Origin of the sequence: Acidithiobacillus sp. M4-SHS-6 (assembly GCF_047421495.1) — a bacterium.
GTDB lineage: Bacteria > Pseudomonadota > Gammaproteobacteria > Acidithiobacillales > Acidithiobacillaceae > Acidithiobacillus.
In genome coordinates this window covers 967,512-983,663 of sequence record NZ_CP175559.1, presented here as the reverse complement: position 1 = coordinate 983,663, position 16,152 = coordinate 967,512, and the positions used below count along the sequence as shown (strand labels likewise).

Here is a 16,152-nt window from a genome sequence, read left to right as displayed (position 1 = left end):
GCATAGTCATCACCAGGCTACACCGCAAGGGTCAGATATCAAGGGCAATCAGTCCTACCCAAGAACACCTTTTCGAACTGAACCGTAACCACCGATGCTGAACGCAGGTCCAGATTTCCCGTAGGATGCATCCCATGGCGTCGACAAAATCTCTCCATTACCTGCGCATGACGAAAAACCCAGCACTCGCATCGCCAGGGGGCGATTGAGAACAAATTTACCGTGGGGTTTCCATGCGGCTTCTCCCTTTTTGGTATCATGAAAACATGATGACGCAGGATCGGGAGAAAGGTTGTGTTGGATCCAGGCGCGGGCGCATGTCTGGCCGGGGCGTGATCGCCGGGGTTCTCCTGGCGGCGGGCGCCAGCCGCCGCTTCGGCGCCGCGAAACTGCTCCACCCCCTTGCCGATGGGACGCCCATGGCCCTCGCCTCCGCCCGTGCTCTGATGGGCGGTGTGGACTGGATGATTGCGGTGATCCGTCCCGAGGACGAGGCTTTGGCCCGCCTCTTCGCGGACCATGACGTCCCCGTCCTGCCCTGTCCGGAATCGGCGCAGGGCATGGGACGCAGCATTGCCTGCGGGGTGCGGGCGAGCGCCGAGGCGGACGCCTGGATCATCGCCCTGGCGGATATGCCCTTCATTCAGAAGGGCACCATCCACGGGGTGGCGGAGTTGCTGCGGGACGGCGCGCTCGTGGCCGCCCCCCTCTACGCGGGCCGGCAGGGGCATCCCGTCGGTTTTTCCCGGTCCTTGGGGAGCGCCCTCGGCAAGCTGGAGGGAGACGCCGGCGCCCGGGACATCGTGGCGCGGCACCTCGATGAGCTGCGCCTGTACCCGTGCTCGGACCCCGGCGTCCATCGGGATATCGATACGCCGGCGGACCTCGCCTGCTACGAACCTTGCGGCCGGGGCTGAGGCGCAGCGGCAGCCAGCACGGCGCGGCGCAGCAATGTGGCGAGCATGGGTAGTTTGTAGGCGTTCTGCGCCAAGGGTGCCGCCCCGGCCAGCGCCGCCTCTCCCGCCGCCATCGCCGTTTCCTCGTTGACGGTCGCCCCCGTCAGCAGGGCTTCCGCCTGGCGCGCCCGCCAGGGAGCCGGTGCCGCGGCGCCGAGCACGATGCTCGCCTGTCGGCAAAGGCCGGCCGCGTCGAGGTCCAGGACCACCGCCACGGCCGCAAGGGGCCAATCGAAGGCTTCCCGTTCGGCAACCTGGAAATAAACGGAGCGACTGGCTGGGCTCTGGGGCGGCAGCCGCACCGCCGTCAGGATCTCGCCGGCCGCAAGAATGTTTTCCCGGTGCATATCCGCTTCGGGCAAAACGAAAAAATCCTCCAGCGGAACCTGCCGCCGCCGGCCTTGCGGGTGGAGCAGCTCCACCCGCCCCTGCAAGGCCAGGAGCGCGGTGGCCGGAGTGGAGGGATGGACGATGGCGCAGCCGTGATTGGCAAAAACGGCGTGGTAGCGATTATCGCCCGCAAAGGCGAAGCAATGTCCGCCCCCCTTGCGCAGACAGTGATGGGCGGCGGAGCGCAGGTACCAGCAGCGCGGCCGTTGCAGCAGGTTCCCGCCCAGGGTGGCACGGTTGCGGATTTGCGGGCTGGCCGCCATGGCGGCCGCTTGTGCCAACGCGGCATGGCTCTGGCGGAGACCGGGGTGGGCGGCGATCTGGGCCAGGGTGGTCAGCGCCCCGATGCGCAGGCTGCCGTCACCCTCCCGGGCGATGCCCTGCAGTTCCGCCAAGCGGCTGATGTCCACCAGGCGCCGGGGATTGACCAGGCCCTCCTTCATGAGGTCCAGCAGGTCCACCCCGCCGGCTTTCACCAGGACGGCCTGTTGCGCGCTCGGCGTATCCTGCAGCGTAAGCATCGCCTCGGCCGTGGTCTGGTTGACGAGGGCCGCGGCTGCCGCCGGCGACGGGGCCGGCTGCCACTGGAAGGCTTCCATCAGCGCGACCCTCCGCTTACGGCACCGAGGGCATGGAGTACCTTGGCGGGCGTCATGGGCAAGGAGCGCAGGCGCACGCCGATGGCGTTGTAGACGGCGTTGGCGATGGCGGCGGCGGTGGCAATGTTGGCCGGTTCGGCAATGCCGTAGGCATCGGTGGCGCTGAAGCCCTGGTAATTTTCCAGCAGGATCACCTCGATGGGCGGGGTGTCCCACGCGCCCGCCAATTTGTAATCCACCAGATTGGGATCGAGCATCCAGCCGGTGTGGATATCCAGGATCCGTTCCTCCAGCAGCGCATAAGAGATGCCCATGAGCACGCCTCCCTGCACCTGGCTTTCAATCTGCAAGGGGTTGATGGGGCGGCCGCAGTCCTGAACAGCCACTACCCGTTCCACCCGGATGACGCCCGTCTCCGTATCGACGGCCACTTCGGCGAACTGAACTCCACCCAGGTCGTTCAGCGCCATGGCCGCATCGCCGGCGCGGCTGCGGAAACCGGCATAATCATCGCTGCGCCCGGCAAAGGCGCTGATGCGGTCGGTCCGCAGGGCGGCGGCCGCCTCCTGCCAGGAAATGCGCTGCTGCGGCGCATCGCGCAAATGGATCCAGCCGTCCTGCACGGTCAATCGTTGCGGATCCACTTGCCAGGTCGCGGCGACGGAGCGGAAAAGGGCCTCCTTGATCCGCCAGGCCGCGGTGCGGGCCGGGGGCGTGATGGAGGCGGTGGTACGGCTGCCATAGGAAGGGGGTCCCGAGGGAAATTCCGTGTCCCCGATACGCACCTGGATTTCTTCCGGCCGCAGACCCAGTTCCTCGGCCACCACCTGGGCCAGGACCGTACCGACCCCGGTGCCGATGTCCTGCACGCTGGAAAGCAGCTCGACCCGGCCGTCCCGCCACAGGCGCAGCTCGCAGGCGGCATTGATCTGGACATTGGCGGCCCAGAGGGATTGGGCCACGCCCATACCGCGTTTGACCGGCCCCTGATCCGCCCCCGGCGGCTGGCGCCGCGTCCAGCCGATTCTTTCGGCGCCGATGTGGCGCTCCTCCCGGCGAACGAGGCTGGGGTCGATGACGTCGCGCAGCGCCAGGGGGTCCATGGCCAGCCTTTCTGCCAGTTCATCGATGCCCTGTTCCAGGGCGAAGGCACCCTGGGTGTTGCCGGGACCGCGCATGGGGCAAGCGGGACCGGCATGGGTAAAGACGTCGTATTGCAAGGATTCCACGTGGGGACAACGGTACAGCCCGGTGGCCATGTTGCCGACCCCGGCGCCGAAGGCGATCCCGGCGCTGCCGTAGGAATGCAGGGAAATCGCCGTCAGGGTGCCATCGCGGCGGGCACCGATACGCAGGTGCTGCTCACTGGAGGGGCGGTTGCCGCTGTCCATCTGTTCCTCGTCGCGGCGATGGACCAGGCGTACCGGTGCCTGGGCTAGGCGGGACAGGGCTACCGCCGTGCGCCCGTAGATGCCGATCTGGGACTTGGAACCGAAACCGCCGCCGACGGCCTCGGCCCGGACGCGGACGCGGGACAGGGGTAATTGGAAATGGCGGGCCAACTGGGCGCGCACGCCGGCGGTGAATTGGGTGGACATCCAGACCTCGAGGCCGTCCTCGTGCCAGGCCGCGACGATGGCATGGGGTTCGAGGCAGCAATGGGTCTGGACCTGGGTATCATAGCTTCCCTCCACCACGATCTCGGCGGCGGCGAAGCCGGCATCGATGTCGCCGCGGCTGCCCTTGCTCTCGGGTCCCCGGATATTGCCGCTGACGGGGAGATCACCGGCTGCAGCGGGCAGGCCGGCCGATGGGCTGTTTTGCCACTCCGAATCCGGGTAGACGATGGGCGCATCCGCCCGTCTGGCCCCATCGAGGTCCACGACGAAGGGCAAGGGCTCGTATTCCACCTGGATCAGGCGCAGCGCCGCCGCCGCCAGGGCCGGCGTGTCCGCCGCCAGGGCCGCGACGGGTTGGCCGACATAGCGCAGCACCAGGGGGGCGCCATCGGCCGGGGACTCCACTACGGTCAGGACCGCATGTACCCCGGGGGCGGAGGCGGCGGGGGCGAGATCCAGGGAGCGGATGCGGGCATGGGGGAAGGGCGAGCGCAACACCGCGGCATGGAGCATCCCCGGCAGCCGCACGTCCACCGTGTAACGGGCGGCTCCGGTGACCTTGGCCCCGGCATCCCAACGGCGGATATCCTTGCCGATCCGGGTCAGCGCGGCATTGGGCGCCAAGGGCGGCGGCTCGTCGGCGGGGACCTCCCGTTCCACCTCATCCAGCCCCAGATGGGCGAGGCCGAAGGGGAATTTCTCCCGACGCCGCGGAAATTCTTCATCCATGCTCAATCTCCTCCCTATCGGCCAGGGCCAGCATGGCCTGGATCACATGGGGATAGGTTCCGCAGCGGCAGAGATGCCCGCTGATGGCGGTCCGGATCTCCGCTTCGCCTGGGTGGGGGTTTTCTGCCAGCAGGGCGGCGCAACTCATCACCATGCCGGGGGTGCAAAAGCCGCACTGCACGGCGTCATGGGCGATGAAGGCCTCCTGGACGGGATGCAGGCGCCCGCCTGCGGCCAACCCTTCGATGGTGGTGATCCGCCGTTCCCCCACCTCGATGGCGAGGATGCTGCAGGAGGCGACCACGAGGCCGTCGAGCCAGACGCTGCAGGCCGAGCAGGCCCCCTGATCACAGGCGATCTTGGTGCCCGTCAGGCCCAAGGGCCCGCGCAGGGCCTCGGCGAGGGTGGTGCGCGGCTCGACCAGCAAGGGATGGGCTTCGCCATTGACCCACAGGACAATGGGCACGGCACCGGGACCCAGGACGGAAGCGGCGGTCGATGGTTCATGCTCCTGCGGATCTTCCATCCGGTCGGTTCTCCTTTTGGGAATGATGGCGCTCCCGGAATGGGTAGCGACGATGCTTTCAGTGTAGACGCCCCAGGTGGGGTCTTCAAATCCCGGTCCCTCGCTTGAAGCAGGGTGGTGATCGCACCGATGAATCTTGCGCATCTTCCGGCCCATTCCTATAATTTAAGGATTGCAATCTCCGCCTGACAGACCGGCAGGTTTGAGAATTGCCTGGAATCAGGCGGAGGCTGGAGAAATATGGGTGAAGCCATTGCCAAGCGAGCGTTTAGCAAGGCGTTATCCATCGTCGTCGCGTTGGCCGCAGGCGCAGGTCTCTCCGCGTGCAGCTTCGAGCCTCCCTTGCATCTGCCCAGGGTACCCGCCGGCTACACGGCTGGACCGCCCCCGCAAAAAACGGTCGGATCGCCGCACGGTGGCGCTACCATGCAAAAATTCACCTATGGTCAGAACCTCGACGCCGACTGGTGGACCTCCTTCCATTCCCCGCGCCTGGACGCGCTGGTGGTACGGGCGCTACGCAACAGCCCCACCATCGCCGCGGCCCAGGCCCAGCTTCGCCAGGCCCAGGCCGACATGGCGGTCAATGCAAGCATTTTCTATCCGCAGGTCACCGGCAATCTGGGGGCATCGCGGCAAAAAAGCTCGGGAGCGAACTTCGGCGGCAAATTTTCCGGCTTCACCTATTCCCTGTTCACCGGCAGCGTAGGGGTGAGCTATTATCCCGACATCTTCGGCGTCAATCGCCTCATCTATCGGGGCAGCGAAGCCCAAATGGCCTATCAGCGCTATGAACTGGCGGCGGCGCGCCTCACCCTCGCCGGCAACGTGGTCAACACGGCCATCGGGCAGGCCTCCACCCAGGCCCAGATCGTCGCCACCGAGACCATCATCGCCCGGGAACGGGCGCTGCTCCATCTGACCGAAGCCCAATATCGGGGCGGCGGCGTACCCTATCTCAACGTCCTGACCCAGCAAAGCCAGTTGCTTGCCAGTGAATCCACGCTCCCGCCGCTGCAGCAGCAACTGGCGCTATACCGGCATCAGTTGGCCATCCTGGCGGGAGTATTCCCCAGCCAGTGGCAGGAAAAGCCTTTCACCCTGGAAGAGATCACCCTCCCTCGGGAAATTCCCGTCGCCTTGCCTTCGACCCTGGTGGAACAGCGCCCGGATATCCAGGCCGCCGAGCAGCAGATGCGCTACGCCCTCGCCCAAATCGGGGTGGCCAAGGCGCAGTTCTTTCCCATCGTGACCCTCTCCGCTTCCTTCGGCGCCAGCAGTCTCACGCCGGACCTCTTCTTCAACCCCTTGAGCAGCGTCTGGGGCGTTGCCGGAGCCTTGGCCCAGCCCCTTTTCGAGGGCGGCAAACTGCGCGCCCAGGAGCGGGCCGCCTATGCCGCCTACGACGCCACCTTTGCCGGCTACCGGTCCACCGTCCTCGGTGCCTTCGGGCAAGTGGCCGACGCCCTGCGCGCCCTCGAACACGATGGGGCCAGCGTCCGCACCCAATCCCGTTCCCTGCAAACGGCCCGGCAGGCAATGACCCTTGCCGAAGCCGGCTACCGTTCCGGCTCCACCGACTACCTTTTCCTGCTCAATGCCGAAGTCACCTATCAGAACGCTCGCATCGCCCTGCTTCGCGCCGAAGCGCAGCGATACCAGGACACCACCGCCCTCTTCGTGGCCCTGGGCGGCGATGATTGGGGGAAAAGCACGGCGACTCAACGGGATAATCAGGCAAAAGGCCAACAGCCATGAACGGCCTGCTCCGCATCGCCCTGAAACTGCTGCTCAATGACAAGGGCAAATTCGCCACCCTGGTCATCGGCATCACCTTCTCCGTCTTTCTGATGATGCAGATGACCTCCATGTTTTCCGGGGTTCTCTATCAATCCGCGGCCAACATCGTGAATGTCGGCGCCAGGATGTGGGTCATGGACCCCGCCGTCCAAACTCCGCAAAACAGTATCCCCATGCCCAACTACGTGCTCGATGCGGTGCGCAGCATCCCCGGCGTGAAGTTTGCGGTGCCCTTTTATGTGGGGGCGGGCCTCGTCAAGCTCGATAACGGCACCTATCAATCCGCCACCATCATCGGCCTGGACGACGCCAGCCTGTTCGGCCGGCCGACGATCATTTCCGGCAATATTCTGGATATTTACAAGAATAATGCCTTCATCCTGGTCAAGGATGCCAACTATGCCAAGCTGGATAGTCCAAAGATCGGCACCAGCTTTGAGATCAATGATCACCGCGCGGTGGTCGTGGCTTTGGCCCATACCTCACTATCGGGCCTGTTCGGTTTGCCGACCCTCTATACCACCTACAGCCGCGCCACCCAGGATCTGCCCCCTACCCGGTACTTGATCTCCTATATCCTGGTGCAGCCGAAAAGCACCCAGGATATCGCCGCCATCGAACAGCAGGTCAAGCAACTGGGTTACCTGGCCTTGACCGATGGGCAATTCATCACCCGCACCGACCGCTTCTATGAATTCCAGACCGGCATGGGTACCAGCATCCTGATCATGACCCTGATCAGTTTTCTCGTCGGCCTGTCCATCGCCGGAGAGACCTTTTACATGTTCGTCCTGGACAATCTGGAGCACTTCGGCGCGCTCAAGGCCATCGGCGCGAAAAGCGGCGAACTGATCCAGATGATCGTCTTTCAGTCGCTGGTCGTGGGTTTTCTGGGTTTCGGCTTTGGCGTGCTCCTGTCTTCCATCATGATTGCCATCGGCAAACTGGAGATCCCCAACTACGCCGCCATGGTGACCTATGAAAATCTGTTCCTGGCCCTCATCATGGTCCTGATCATTTCCGCCTTTTCGAGCTATATCGGCATTCGCAAGGTCATCCGCATCGACCCCTTTGACGTCTTCCGGGGTTAGGATGATCCTGACCGCGCGGGATATCACCCAATCCTTTGGCGAAGCGCCGAACCGGACCTACGCGCTGCGGGAGGTCAGCTTCGCGGTGGATTTCGGCGAGATGCTCTATATCGTCGGCCCCTCCGGCTCCGGCAAGACCACGCTGTTGAGCATCATCTCCGGTATCTTGCGTCCCGATGAGGGCGACGTGATCGTGAAGGACACGGACATCTGGAAACTGGGCAGTGACGCACTGGCCGGCTTCCGTCTGCAGACCATCGGTTTCGTTTTTCAGGACTACCATCTCTTTCCCCGACTGAGCACCGTGGAAAACGTGGCCATTCCGCTGATTCTCCGGCGTGAGCCCTGGGAGAAAAGCCTGGCGGAGGCGCGCAAGACACTGCAGATCGTCGGTCTGGCGGAAAAAGAAAGCCTGCCTCCCAATAAGCTGAGCGGGGGCGAGCAACAACGGATCGCCATCGCCCGCGCCATCGTTGCCCAGCCGGACCTGCTGATTTTCGACGAGCCCACCGCCTCCCTGGATGGGGAAACCGGCAGGAAAATCGTCGCCTTCGTCAAGGAACATATCTTGAACGAGCGGCGGGCGATCATCATCGTCACCCACGACAGCAGGATTTACGAGTACGCGACGCGGATCATCCACATGGAAGATGGCCGGATCGTCCCTGAAGCAGGAGCGGACCATGAGAAATAAGATACTATTCGGGCTGGCCACCATCGGCATCCTCATCGGCCTGGTCAGTGCTTATCTATACAGCCGACAAACGCCACCCCTGCCCCCCATAGCCACCAACTACAATCCCTATGTCAACGGCATCTATGCCAATGGCATCATCGAGAGTGATGTGAGCAATGGCGAAAACATCAACATCTACCCCCAGGTGTCCGGCACGGTCACCCGCATCTTCGTGCGGGACGGGCAAGCCGTGGCGAAAGGGGCCCCCCTCCTCACCGTGGATGACTCGGTGCAGAAACAGGTCGTCGCCGAGGCCCGGGCCAAGATCGAAGCGGCACGGGCCAACCTGGCCTATAACAGCAACCAGCGGGACATCCTCGAAAAGGAGGCGGCCATCGATCCCCGCGCCGTGAGCCGGTTGGCCCTGGTCAATGCGCGGGACAACGTGCGGGTGGCACAGGAAAATCTCCAGGTGGCCGTCCGTGCCCTTTCTACCGACCAAACCCAGCTCGCGCTTTACCAAGTGCGTGCGCCCGTTGCAGGCACCGTGCTGCGTGTCGGCGCGGCGGTGGGCGCTTATGCCTCTCCGCAAGGCGTCTACGGCACCTATAGCCAAGGGATGGACCCGGTGGTGGTGATGGGCAGGAAGAGCGACTATCTGCAGGTCCGCGCCTATCTGGATGAGATACTGATTCCCAGGCTCCCCCCTCCCGCAGACATTACCGCGAAAATGTTCATCCGCGGCCTCAGCAACGTCAGCGTGCCCTTGCAGTTCGTCCGCATCCAGCCCTACGTGACACCCAAGATCGAACTGTCGAACCAGCGGACGGAAAAGGTGGACGTACGGGTGCTGCCGATCATCTTCCAGTTCAAGCTCCCGGAGCACATGAAGCTCTTTCCCGGCCAACTGGTGGATGTATATATAGGAAAGAAGCCATAGTCCTAACCGCGATCCCCCGGCGCTGCCGACACCTGGCATTTCAAGTCGGCAAAGAGCGCCGGGTCATTGATCACCCGCGGCACCTTGTTCTGACCGCCCAGTCTGCCGCGGGCGCGCAGCCAGTTCGCAAAGGTTCCAGGGTCGACGAGGATGACCCGCGGGGCATCCAGTTGCACGTCGTTGTGCCGATGCTCCCGGTAGTCGGCATTCCGTTCCTTGAGGGCTTGGTCGATATGGGCCGAAAAGCGCCCGACCAAGGCTTGCCGGGCCTCCGGCGCCGGAGGCGGCCTGCCGCATTCGATGATGTAGGTATGGCGGCCCTTGGCGCCCGAGCCGGGGGGAAATTCCGCCCCCATGCTGAAATCGGTGACCTGCATTCCCAGGTCCCGCGCCGCTTCCAGGACCGCCTGCTCGATCTCCTCCCCGCTGAGATGCTCGCCAAAGGCGGACATCATGTAGGAGAGGCGCCCGGTGACCAGGAGACGGGGCGGGTGGCGATCGACGAAGCGCACCGTGTCGCCGATCACGTCGGACCATAGCCCGGCATTGCTGCTCAGGACGATGGCATAAGGGATCCCGGTTTCGAGATTGCCGAGCCAATGACGGCTGGGGCGCGGCGCGTTCAGCTCCTCTACGGGAACGAATTCGAAGAATATCCCGTTGTCGGGCAGCAGCCGCAAACCTTCCCCAGGACCGCGGTCAGCGACGGCGATGAATCCTTCGCTGGCCGCATAGACCTCCCGCGTCGCGGCGTCCGTGGCGCGGAGATAATCCGCGAAACGATCCGCGTAGGGGGCGAAGGCGACCCCGCCGTGAATGAGCAGTTCCAGCTCGGGGAAGGCCGGCCCCTTGCTCCCGCGCAGGGCCGATACACGCTCGAAGAGCAGAAGGAGCCAACTGGGCGTGCCGCTCAGCACCCGGATGGGCTCGTGGATGGCGGTTTCCGCGACGCGTTCGAGCTTTTCATCCCAATCGGCGAGGAGGGCGAGTCGGGTTCCCGGCAGGGTATAGGGCCTGGCCCAAAAGGGGATGGTCTTGGCCGCTATGCCGCTCAGGTCGCCGCCATGGACGCCATTCGCCAGACGGGTGAGGGCGGTGCTGCCGCCCAGGAGGAGGGTCTTGCCCGCCAGGGGCTGCCCGTGGGGGCGGTTGGCCAGATGCCAGACGAGAACATCCAGGGCGGCGCGGCGGTTGGCGCGCAGCATCGCCCGGCTGACGGGGATGGTCTTGGTCGCCCCCGTCGCCGTTCCCGAACTGAGGGCGAAAAAAGGGATGCGACCCGGCCAGGTGACATCCGTCAGCAGCGGAAAGGATGGACGCCAGTACTCCGCCAGGAAATCCTCATAGCGGCGCAGGGGCACGCGCCTTTGATAGTCGCTGACATGGTCGATTTTTTCAAAGTGGTGATCGCGGCCGAAACGGGTCAGTCGTGCCCGGGCGATGAGGCGCCGGAGCTCCCGTGCTTGCGCGGCGGCCGGATCGAGCCGTTCCAGGTGACGCCGGCGCCTTTCCGCGTAGAGGCGGAAGAGGGGCGTTCCATTCACGGGTCTCATGGGGCAGGCTCCAGATCCATGCTCAGGGGGAACTCCGCCGCGATGCTTTCCGCACGGAGGGGCATGCGAATATACGTTCCCTGGCGCCAAAGATCGATCTGATCCGCGAAATTGGCGCTGCCGAGCCAGCCGTCCTGGCCTCCGAAAAGGACAAAGTAATTTTCGTCGGGGTCGGACAGGTCCGAAATGTGCCGTGCCTGGGAGCCGTAAACGGCATCGTGGGGGGAGGCAACCAGGCCATGAGCGGTTTTCATGGGGGTTTCCCGGGAACCGCCCACGGGGAATCGGGCGACCCGGAAGGCCTTGCCCAGGACAGGAAGTTTTCCCAGCCAATGGGCGGCAGCCAGGCGGTGCATATCACCCCAGACCGCATAACGCCGCGCCCGTTTCGCCGTTTTACGCAGCACCTGACGGAGAAGCCTTGCCCGCCGCGCGGGCGGCAACGCCTCCAGGTCAGGGATCAGGTATTTCGTGAGGAAACCCCACTGACCGAGCAGGGCGCTCGCCTGCCGCCGCCCGTCGGTGTAGAGGGCGGGGACGAGGTAGTACAGCAGGATCTCGAAGGTGGCCGCGGCGGCGGAATCCGGCCGGTAGTCACCGTCCCAGGTATTGAGGCGCGTGGCGATCCGTTCCGTATGCCCCGCTTCCCGGATGAGGCGGGCGAGCTCCCCTGCCAGACGCCGGGCCGCGGGGGAGCGGGTGTCCATCTGCAGCCGTGCCAAGTCCTGCCGGGAGAACTTCTCCTGTCCGGCGAGGATTTCTTTCAATCGGTTGATTCGGTCGCTGTCGGTGAAAAACAGCCCGATCAGGATATCGCTTTCCACGGGTTGATTGTTGGCCGAGGCCAGGTAGCCCTCCCTGGGGTTGAGGGCATAGGGGAGTTGGGGCGTGTGGATGACCCCCGTCCAGTGGGTGTGCGGGTCCGCGGGGTCGCGCAGCAGATCGGGATAGCTCGTCTCCCCCCGCGCCGGAATGGCCGAAGCGAGCATCTGGAGGATGTTGCCCTCGCCATCGGCGCAGAGCAGATTTTGCCCCGGCACGCCGAAATCGGCGAAACTCGCGCGAAACTCTCCGCAATGGCGGGCGCGGGCCGCCGCCAAAAGGGCGGTGATCTCGTCGCTGGGCCGGTGCCCCACCCAGGAGAGGGCCAGTTCCTTCCCGTTCCGGGGCAACAGGCGGGCATCGCTGAGGATGGGTCCGAAGGGGGTGTAACGGCGGCTGCGGCGGGCGGGAAAGGAAAAACGGCGGCGGATGAGGAAGGGTTCGCTGCGGATGTCGGCGCGGTCGATCCCGCCGACGTCGAAGAGGTCGCTCGCCAGGGCGCGCAGGTTGGTTCCGCCCCAGGCGATCAAGGGGTTGCGTCCCAGGGCGAAGACCGGAACCCCGGCGGGCATGAGCCCCACCACGTGATAGGAAGGGGATTGCGCGCCCAGCAAAAGCCAGGCGTTGGGGAGGGAAACCCCCAGGTGCGGGTCGCTGGCGATGACTGCTCCGCCGCTGGTGCTTTTCTCCGGAGACAAGACCACACAATTGCTCCCGGAACGGCCAAGGCCCGAGAAAAGGCTGGTTAGGACGCGTTCCTCCTCCGAGGCGCGAAAACTGGTCGCGGAATCCGCGCCCGCCTCCCGTGCCCGCGCCCAGGTCCGCGGCCAGTCCGGCCGTCCCTCCTCGCGCAGGAGGCTGAAATAGACGAGCCAATTCACATCGGCCCCCATGAGGCGGCTGATGGTGAGCACATCCGCCACCGTCCAGGGTTCACGCCGCAGCCCCAACAGGGCGAACTCCGGTGGAGGAGGCCCGGCCTTTTCCTGGTAATGGTTCAGTCCCGCGACGAAGGCGTCGAGCCAGGCATGGGTATCCGCCGGCATCCGTTCCATGATCGCATCCACCGCACGGCCGAAATCGAGGATCCGCAGCAGTTCGTCGATCCTCGTCGCCGGCGGGCCGAAGATCTCCGCCAAGCGCCCCAGGGCGGCGTGCTTGAGCAAGGCGAGTTGGCCCTCGCGCAGGTGGGCGTGGACAAGACCCAGCACCAAGGCCAGATCGTGGTCGCTCCGGGCCTGGATATAGGGCACCTGGTACGGATTCCAGCGGATCCGCACCGGGGCTTCGCAGGGCAGGCCCTGGCGGGGAAAGACCGCCAGCCGTGTCTCCAGGGATGCCGGCGGCGGAAAGAGGGCGGTAAACCCTGGTAGATGACTCGTCATCCGCAGAAGGAGGGCTACGGGACTGCGGGTGCCGTTTCGATCCCGTCCGGCGCCGCGATCGAGCATGTCAGCGGGGGAAAGCAGCATTGCTGGTTACCGTCAATTTTTTGCCGACCCGATCCATACCCGTTTTCTCGGGTGACAACACGGTCATGCACTGAAAAAAATCGTTGCTCACATCCTTCACCATTGTCGTTCCTTCTGCCGAAAGTCCAGAAAGGGTAGGCAAGACGCGCTGCACGACACGGCAACATCTCCACGATCTGGACCTAGGGGGGATGGACGATATTTTGCAGCGCCGGACACGAAGAATATTCCGCACTCGCCAAGCGATTTTCATTATAGGGTAATTTGATGGTCGCAGACGGTGAAGGACATCCGGGTGATGGTGCTGGTCGATCTCTTCAGCCCGATGACCTGGACCTTTTCCCTCTTTGGTCAAATTGCTGCACCTGCAACGAATGCCAATGCCATCATCAGCACTGCGGGAATGCGGGGAGGACATCCGCTTACCGCCCCCTCTGCCGCCCTAACCGTTGCAAAAAAGCGGTCTCGTCCAGAAACGGAATCGCCAATGCCTGGGCCTTTTCCGCTTTGCTGCCGGGGTCCCGTCCCACCACCACGAAGCTGGTCTTGGCGGAAACGCTGCCGCTGACCTTGCCGCCGAGAGCTTCGATGGCCGCCTTGGCCTCCTCGCGGGTCATGCTGGCAAGGGTGCCTGTCAGCACATAGGTCTCGCCCTTCAGGGGCAGCATTTCCCTTTCCTGGGCCCGGGGGATGGGCGGCCAGTGAATGCCGGCCCTGAGCAGGGCATCCATCACCTCCCGATTATGGCTTTGGGCGAAAAAATGCACGATGGATTCGGCCACCACCGGCCCCACGTCGGGGACCTCCTGGAGGGTCTCTTCCGTTGCCCGGAGGAGAGGACCGAGATCGCCGAAGAATTCGGCCAGGGCCTTGGCGGTGGCCTCTCCTACCTGGCGGATGCCAAGGGCGTACAGGAATCGTGGCAGGGTGGTGTTGCGGGATTGCTGCACTTCCTGCAGGAGGTTTTCGGCGGATTTGGCACCCATCCGTTCGAGTTGGGCAAGAGCGGCGCTGTCAAGCCCATAGAGATCGGCGACGGTTTTCACCAGACCGCTGTCCACCAATTGCTGCGCCAGCTTTTCCCCGATGCCGCGAATGTCCATGGCCCGCCGCGAGGCGAAATGGAGGATGGCACCCATGCGCTGGGCGGGACAATAGAGGCCCCCCATGCAGCGATGGGCGGCTTCGTTGGGCAGGCGCAGGACTTCGGAGCCGCAGATGGGACAGCGTTTGGGCATCTGCCAGGGCTGCGCGCCGCTCGGGCGCTTCTCCGGGATGACGGCCACCACTTCGGGAATGACATCGCCGGCGCGGCGCACAATGACGGTATCTCCCACCCGGATATCCTTGCGTTCCACTTCGTCCTGGTTGTGCAGACTGGCCCGGGAAACGGTCACCCCCCCCACCTGCACCGGGCGCAGGACGGCCACGGGGGTGATGACGCCGGTGCGCCCCACGGAAGGCAGGATGGCTTCGACAACGGTGCTTTCTTCGTGGGCCGGAAACTTGTAGGCGATGGCCCAACGGGGTGCGCGGGCGGTGAAGCCGAGGGGTTCCCGCTCGGCGAGGCGGTTGGCCTTGAAAACGACGCCGTCGATCTCGAAGGGCATGGCTTCACGCTGTTTCTGAATACTTTCAAAATATCCTTGGCATTCAATGATTCCATGAACTTTTTTCAAGTAATCCGTCACTTGAAAACCCCAGGAGCGAAGGTGTTCCATGACGGCGATATGGGTTTCTCCCGGAATCCAGGTGCATTCTCCCCAGCCCCAGGGGAAAAAGGCCAGGGGGCGGCTGGCGGTGATCTGGGAATCGAGTTGGCGCAGGCTGCCTGCGGCGGCGTTGCGAGGGTTGGCGAAAGGCGTCTCGCCCTGCTGGAGACGTTCAGCATTGAGGCGCTCAAAGGCGCCGATGGGGATGACCACCTCACCACGGATCTCCAGCAATTCCGGCCAGCCGCTGCCCTGGAGGCGGAGAGGGACATTGCGGATGGTGCGCACATTGAGGGTAACGTCTTCACCGGTGTAGCCGTCGCCGCGGGTGCCGGCCTGAACCAGGCGGCCCAGCTCATAGCGGATGTTCACGGACAAGCCGTCGAATTTGGGCTCGGCACTGTATTCCACCAGCTCCAGATCCAGGCTTTCGCGTACCCGGCGGTCCCAGTCGGCCAGGCCCTGGAAATCAAAGACGTTGTCAAGGGAAGTCATGGGGATGCCATGGAGGACGCTGGCAAAGACGGCCAGGGGCGGTGCGCCGACGCGCTGGGTGGGCGAGTCGGGCGTGACCAATTCCGGATGGGCCGCCTCGAGGGCTTGCAACTCCCGCAGGAGCCGATCGTATTCGGCATCGGAGATGGTGGGTGCGTCGAGGACATAATAGCGCTGGTTGGCGTCCTCGATGCGTTGCCGCAAATCCTGGATCTGTGTCTGGATGGATGTTTCATTCATGCCTGTCTGCCTTTTTCTCCGGATATTTCCCTGGGAAGTGTGGTGAAAAAACAAGATGAACGCAAAGGCCGACGCCGATGACGATTTCGGTATCGGAGCGACCGCCCAGAGCCTCCGTAGCCCGCTGGACAATGGCCAGCCCTGAAACATTCCTTTACTCTTTGGCAGATACGCTTAATACGGTCAAAAGCAGACGACCTCATCCGCGCTGCTGATCCAGGCCGACAACGCCTTCATGGAACTGCTGCTGACCCCGGCTGGTAAGGTATCTATGCCCTGCGCCTTTAAAGAGCTGCCGCAACACTCGACAGTCAGGCCCAATTCCAACAATTCTGCCAACAGATGACGCGCACGGTCAGAAACCTGATCCATATTCTTCAGGAGCAGTACGCCCTGGCCCGCAAGAAACAAGTGAACGTCTTTGTCATCGGCCAACATGGCACCGGCGAGACGAACAGCCGTATCGGCGCGCGGGTTTTCCTCATCGGGGCCGGAATGCAGGATGATTAATGCTTTGACCATGGTAAAGACT

General features: G+C 64.1%; 13 protein-coding genes. 5 read left to right on the top strand and 8 right to left on the bottom strand.

The features are described from left to right. Positions 1-317: 317 nt before the first annotated feature. The gene (locus ACJU26_RS05075; RefSeq protein ID WP_414041438.1) at positions 318-917 is read left to right on the top strand and encodes a nucleotidyltransferase family protein; all 600 of its coding nucleotides are present in this window, start codon (positions 318-320) and stop codon (positions 915-917) included. Here ACJU26_RS05075 and ACJU26_RS05070 read toward each other — a convergent pair. From ACJU26_RS05070 to ACJU26_RS05060, 3 genes are read right to left on the bottom strand one after another with little or no spacing between them, the layout of a single operon-like run. Next, positions 893-1,945 (bottom strand): FAD binding domain-containing protein, encoded by a 1,053-nt coding sequence (locus tag ACJU26_RS05070; RefSeq protein WP_414041931.1) that lies wholly within the window; start codon positions 1,943-1,945, stop codon positions 893-895. The two genes, ACJU26_RS05075 and ACJU26_RS05070, sit on opposite strands and share 25 nt — an antisense overlap. After that, positions 1,945-4,293: a xanthine dehydrogenase family protein molybdopterin-binding subunit gene (locus tag ACJU26_RS05065; protein WP_414041437.1), complete on the bottom strand. Its 2,349-nt coding sequence runs from the start codon at positions 4,291-4,293 to the stop codon at positions 1,945-1,947. The genes ACJU26_RS05070 and ACJU26_RS05065 overlap by 1 nt, the downstream gene beginning before the upstream one ends. Beyond that, on the bottom strand, positions 4,286-4,819 hold the full coding sequence (locus tag ACJU26_RS05060; protein WP_414041436.1) for a (2Fe-2S)-binding protein: 534 nt from the start codon (positions 4,817-4,819) through the stop codon (positions 4,286-4,288). Before ACJU26_RS05060 ends, ACJU26_RS05065 begins: the two co-directional genes overlap by 8 nt. 240 nt (positions 4,820-5,059) lie before the next feature. Between ACJU26_RS05060 and ACJU26_RS05055 the strand changes: the two genes are divergently transcribed. From ACJU26_RS05055 to ACJU26_RS05040, 4 genes are read left to right on the top strand one after another with little or no spacing between them, the layout of a single operon-like run. Continuing rightward, positions 5,060-6,577, top strand: coding sequence for an efflux transporter outer membrane subunit (locus ACJU26_RS05055; RefSeq protein ID WP_414041435.1), 1,518 nt, complete (start codon positions 5,060-5,062; stop codon positions 6,575-6,577). Continuing rightward, positions 6,574-7,710, top strand: coding sequence for an ABC transporter permease (locus ACJU26_RS05050; protein ID WP_414041434.1), 1,137 nt, complete (start codon positions 6,574-6,576; stop codon positions 7,708-7,710). The genes ACJU26_RS05055 and ACJU26_RS05050 overlap by 4 nt, the downstream gene beginning before the upstream one ends. A gap of 1 nt (position 7,711) precedes the next feature. Next, a complete protein-coding gene (locus ACJU26_RS05045) occupies positions 7,712-8,404 on the top strand; it encodes an ABC transporter ATP-binding protein (protein ID WP_414041433.1) in 693 nt (230 codons plus the stop codon). After that, complete coding sequence (locus ACJU26_RS05040; protein WP_414041432.1) at positions 8,394-9,326, top strand: efflux RND transporter periplasmic adaptor subunit; 933 nt, start codon at positions 8,394-8,396, stop codon at positions 9,324-9,326. The genes ACJU26_RS05045 and ACJU26_RS05040 overlap by 11 nt, the downstream gene beginning before the upstream one ends. A gap of 2 nt (positions 9,327-9,328) precedes the next feature. Here ACJU26_RS05040 and ACJU26_RS05035 read toward each other — a convergent pair whose 3' ends face one another. The 5 genes from ACJU26_RS05035 to ACJU26_RS05015 all read right to left on the bottom strand — a co-directional run bounded on the left by ACJU26_RS05035 (position 9,329) and on the right by ACJU26_RS05015 (position 16,142). Continuing rightward, positions 9,329-10,879: a GH3 auxin-responsive promoter family protein gene (locus ACJU26_RS05035; RefSeq protein ID WP_414041431.1), complete on the bottom strand. Its 1,551-nt coding sequence runs from the start codon at positions 10,877-10,879 to the stop codon at positions 9,329-9,331. Then, entirely contained in the window at positions 10,876-13,086 is a 2,211-nt protein-coding gene (locus ACJU26_RS05030) for a penicillin acylase family protein (RefSeq protein ID WP_414041430.1), read from the bottom strand. Before ACJU26_RS05030 ends, ACJU26_RS05035 begins: the two co-directional genes overlap by 4 nt. A gap of 67 nt (positions 13,087-13,153) precedes the next feature. Beyond that, positions 13,154-13,276 (bottom strand): hypothetical protein, encoded by a 123-nt coding sequence (locus ACJU26_RS05025; RefSeq protein ID WP_414041429.1) that lies wholly within the window; start codon positions 13,274-13,276, stop codon positions 13,154-13,156. A gap of 319 nt (positions 13,277-13,595) precedes the next feature. Beyond that, entirely contained in the window at positions 13,596-15,620 is a 2,025-nt protein-coding gene (ligA, locus tag ACJU26_RS05020) for an NAD-dependent DNA ligase LigA (RefSeq protein ID WP_414041428.1), read from the bottom strand. A 183-nt stretch (positions 15,621-15,803) separates the two neighbouring features. Continuing rightward, positions 15,804-16,142, bottom strand: coding sequence for a DsrE family protein (locus ACJU26_RS05015; RefSeq protein ID WP_414041427.1), 339 nt, complete (start codon positions 16,140-16,142; stop codon positions 15,804-15,806). Between the last annotated feature and the right edge of the window lie 10 nt (positions 16,143-16,152).

Coding starts and splice junctions, on each gene's coding strand:
- ACJU26_RS05015 (WP_414041427.1), bottom strand. CDS start 16,142: ATGGTCAAAGCATTAATCATCCTGCATTCCGGCCCCGATGAGGAAAAC.
- ACJU26_RS05045 (WP_414041433.1), top strand. CDS start 7,712: ATGATCCTGACCGCGCGGGATATCACCCAATCCTTTGGCGAAGCGCCG.
- ACJU26_RS05065 (WP_414041437.1), bottom strand. CDS start 4,293: ATGGATGAAGAATTTCCGCGGCGTCGGGAGAAATTCCCCTTCGGCCTC.
- ACJU26_RS05035 (WP_414041431.1), bottom strand. CDS start 10,879: ATGAGACCCGTGAATGGAACGCCCCTCTTCCGCCTCTACGCGGAAAGG.
- ACJU26_RS05050 (WP_414041434.1), top strand. CDS start 6,574: ATGAACGGCCTGCTCCGCATCGCCCTGAAACTGCTGCTCAATGACAAG.
- ACJU26_RS05040 (WP_414041432.1), top strand. CDS start 8,394: ATGAGAAATAAGATACTATTCGGGCTGGCCACCATCGGCATCCTCATC.
- ACJU26_RS05030 (WP_414041430.1), bottom strand. CDS start 13,086: ATGACGAGTCATCTACCAGGGTTTACCGCCCTCTTTCCGCCGCCGGCA.
- ACJU26_RS05055 (WP_414041435.1), top strand. CDS start 5,060: ATGGGTGAAGCCATTGCCAAGCGAGCGTTTAGCAAGGCGTTATCCATC.
- ACJU26_RS05060 (WP_414041436.1), bottom strand. CDS start 4,819: ATGGAAGATCCGCAGGAGCATGAACCATCGACCGCCGCTTCCGTCCTG.
- ACJU26_RS05075 (WP_414041438.1), top strand. CDS start 318: ATGTCTGGCCGGGGCGTGATCGCCGGGGTTCTCCTGGCGGCGGGCGCC.
- ACJU26_RS05070 (WP_414041931.1), bottom strand. CDS start 1,945: ATGGAAGCCTTCCAGTGGCAGCCGGCCCCGTCGCCGGCGGCAGCCGCG.
- ACJU26_RS05025 (WP_414041429.1), bottom strand. CDS start 13,276: ATGGTGAAGGATGTGAGCAACGATTTTTTTCAGTGCATGACCGTGTTG.
- ligA (WP_414041428.1), bottom strand. CDS start 15,620: ATGAATGAAACATCCATCCAGACACAGATCCAGGATTTGCGGCAACGC.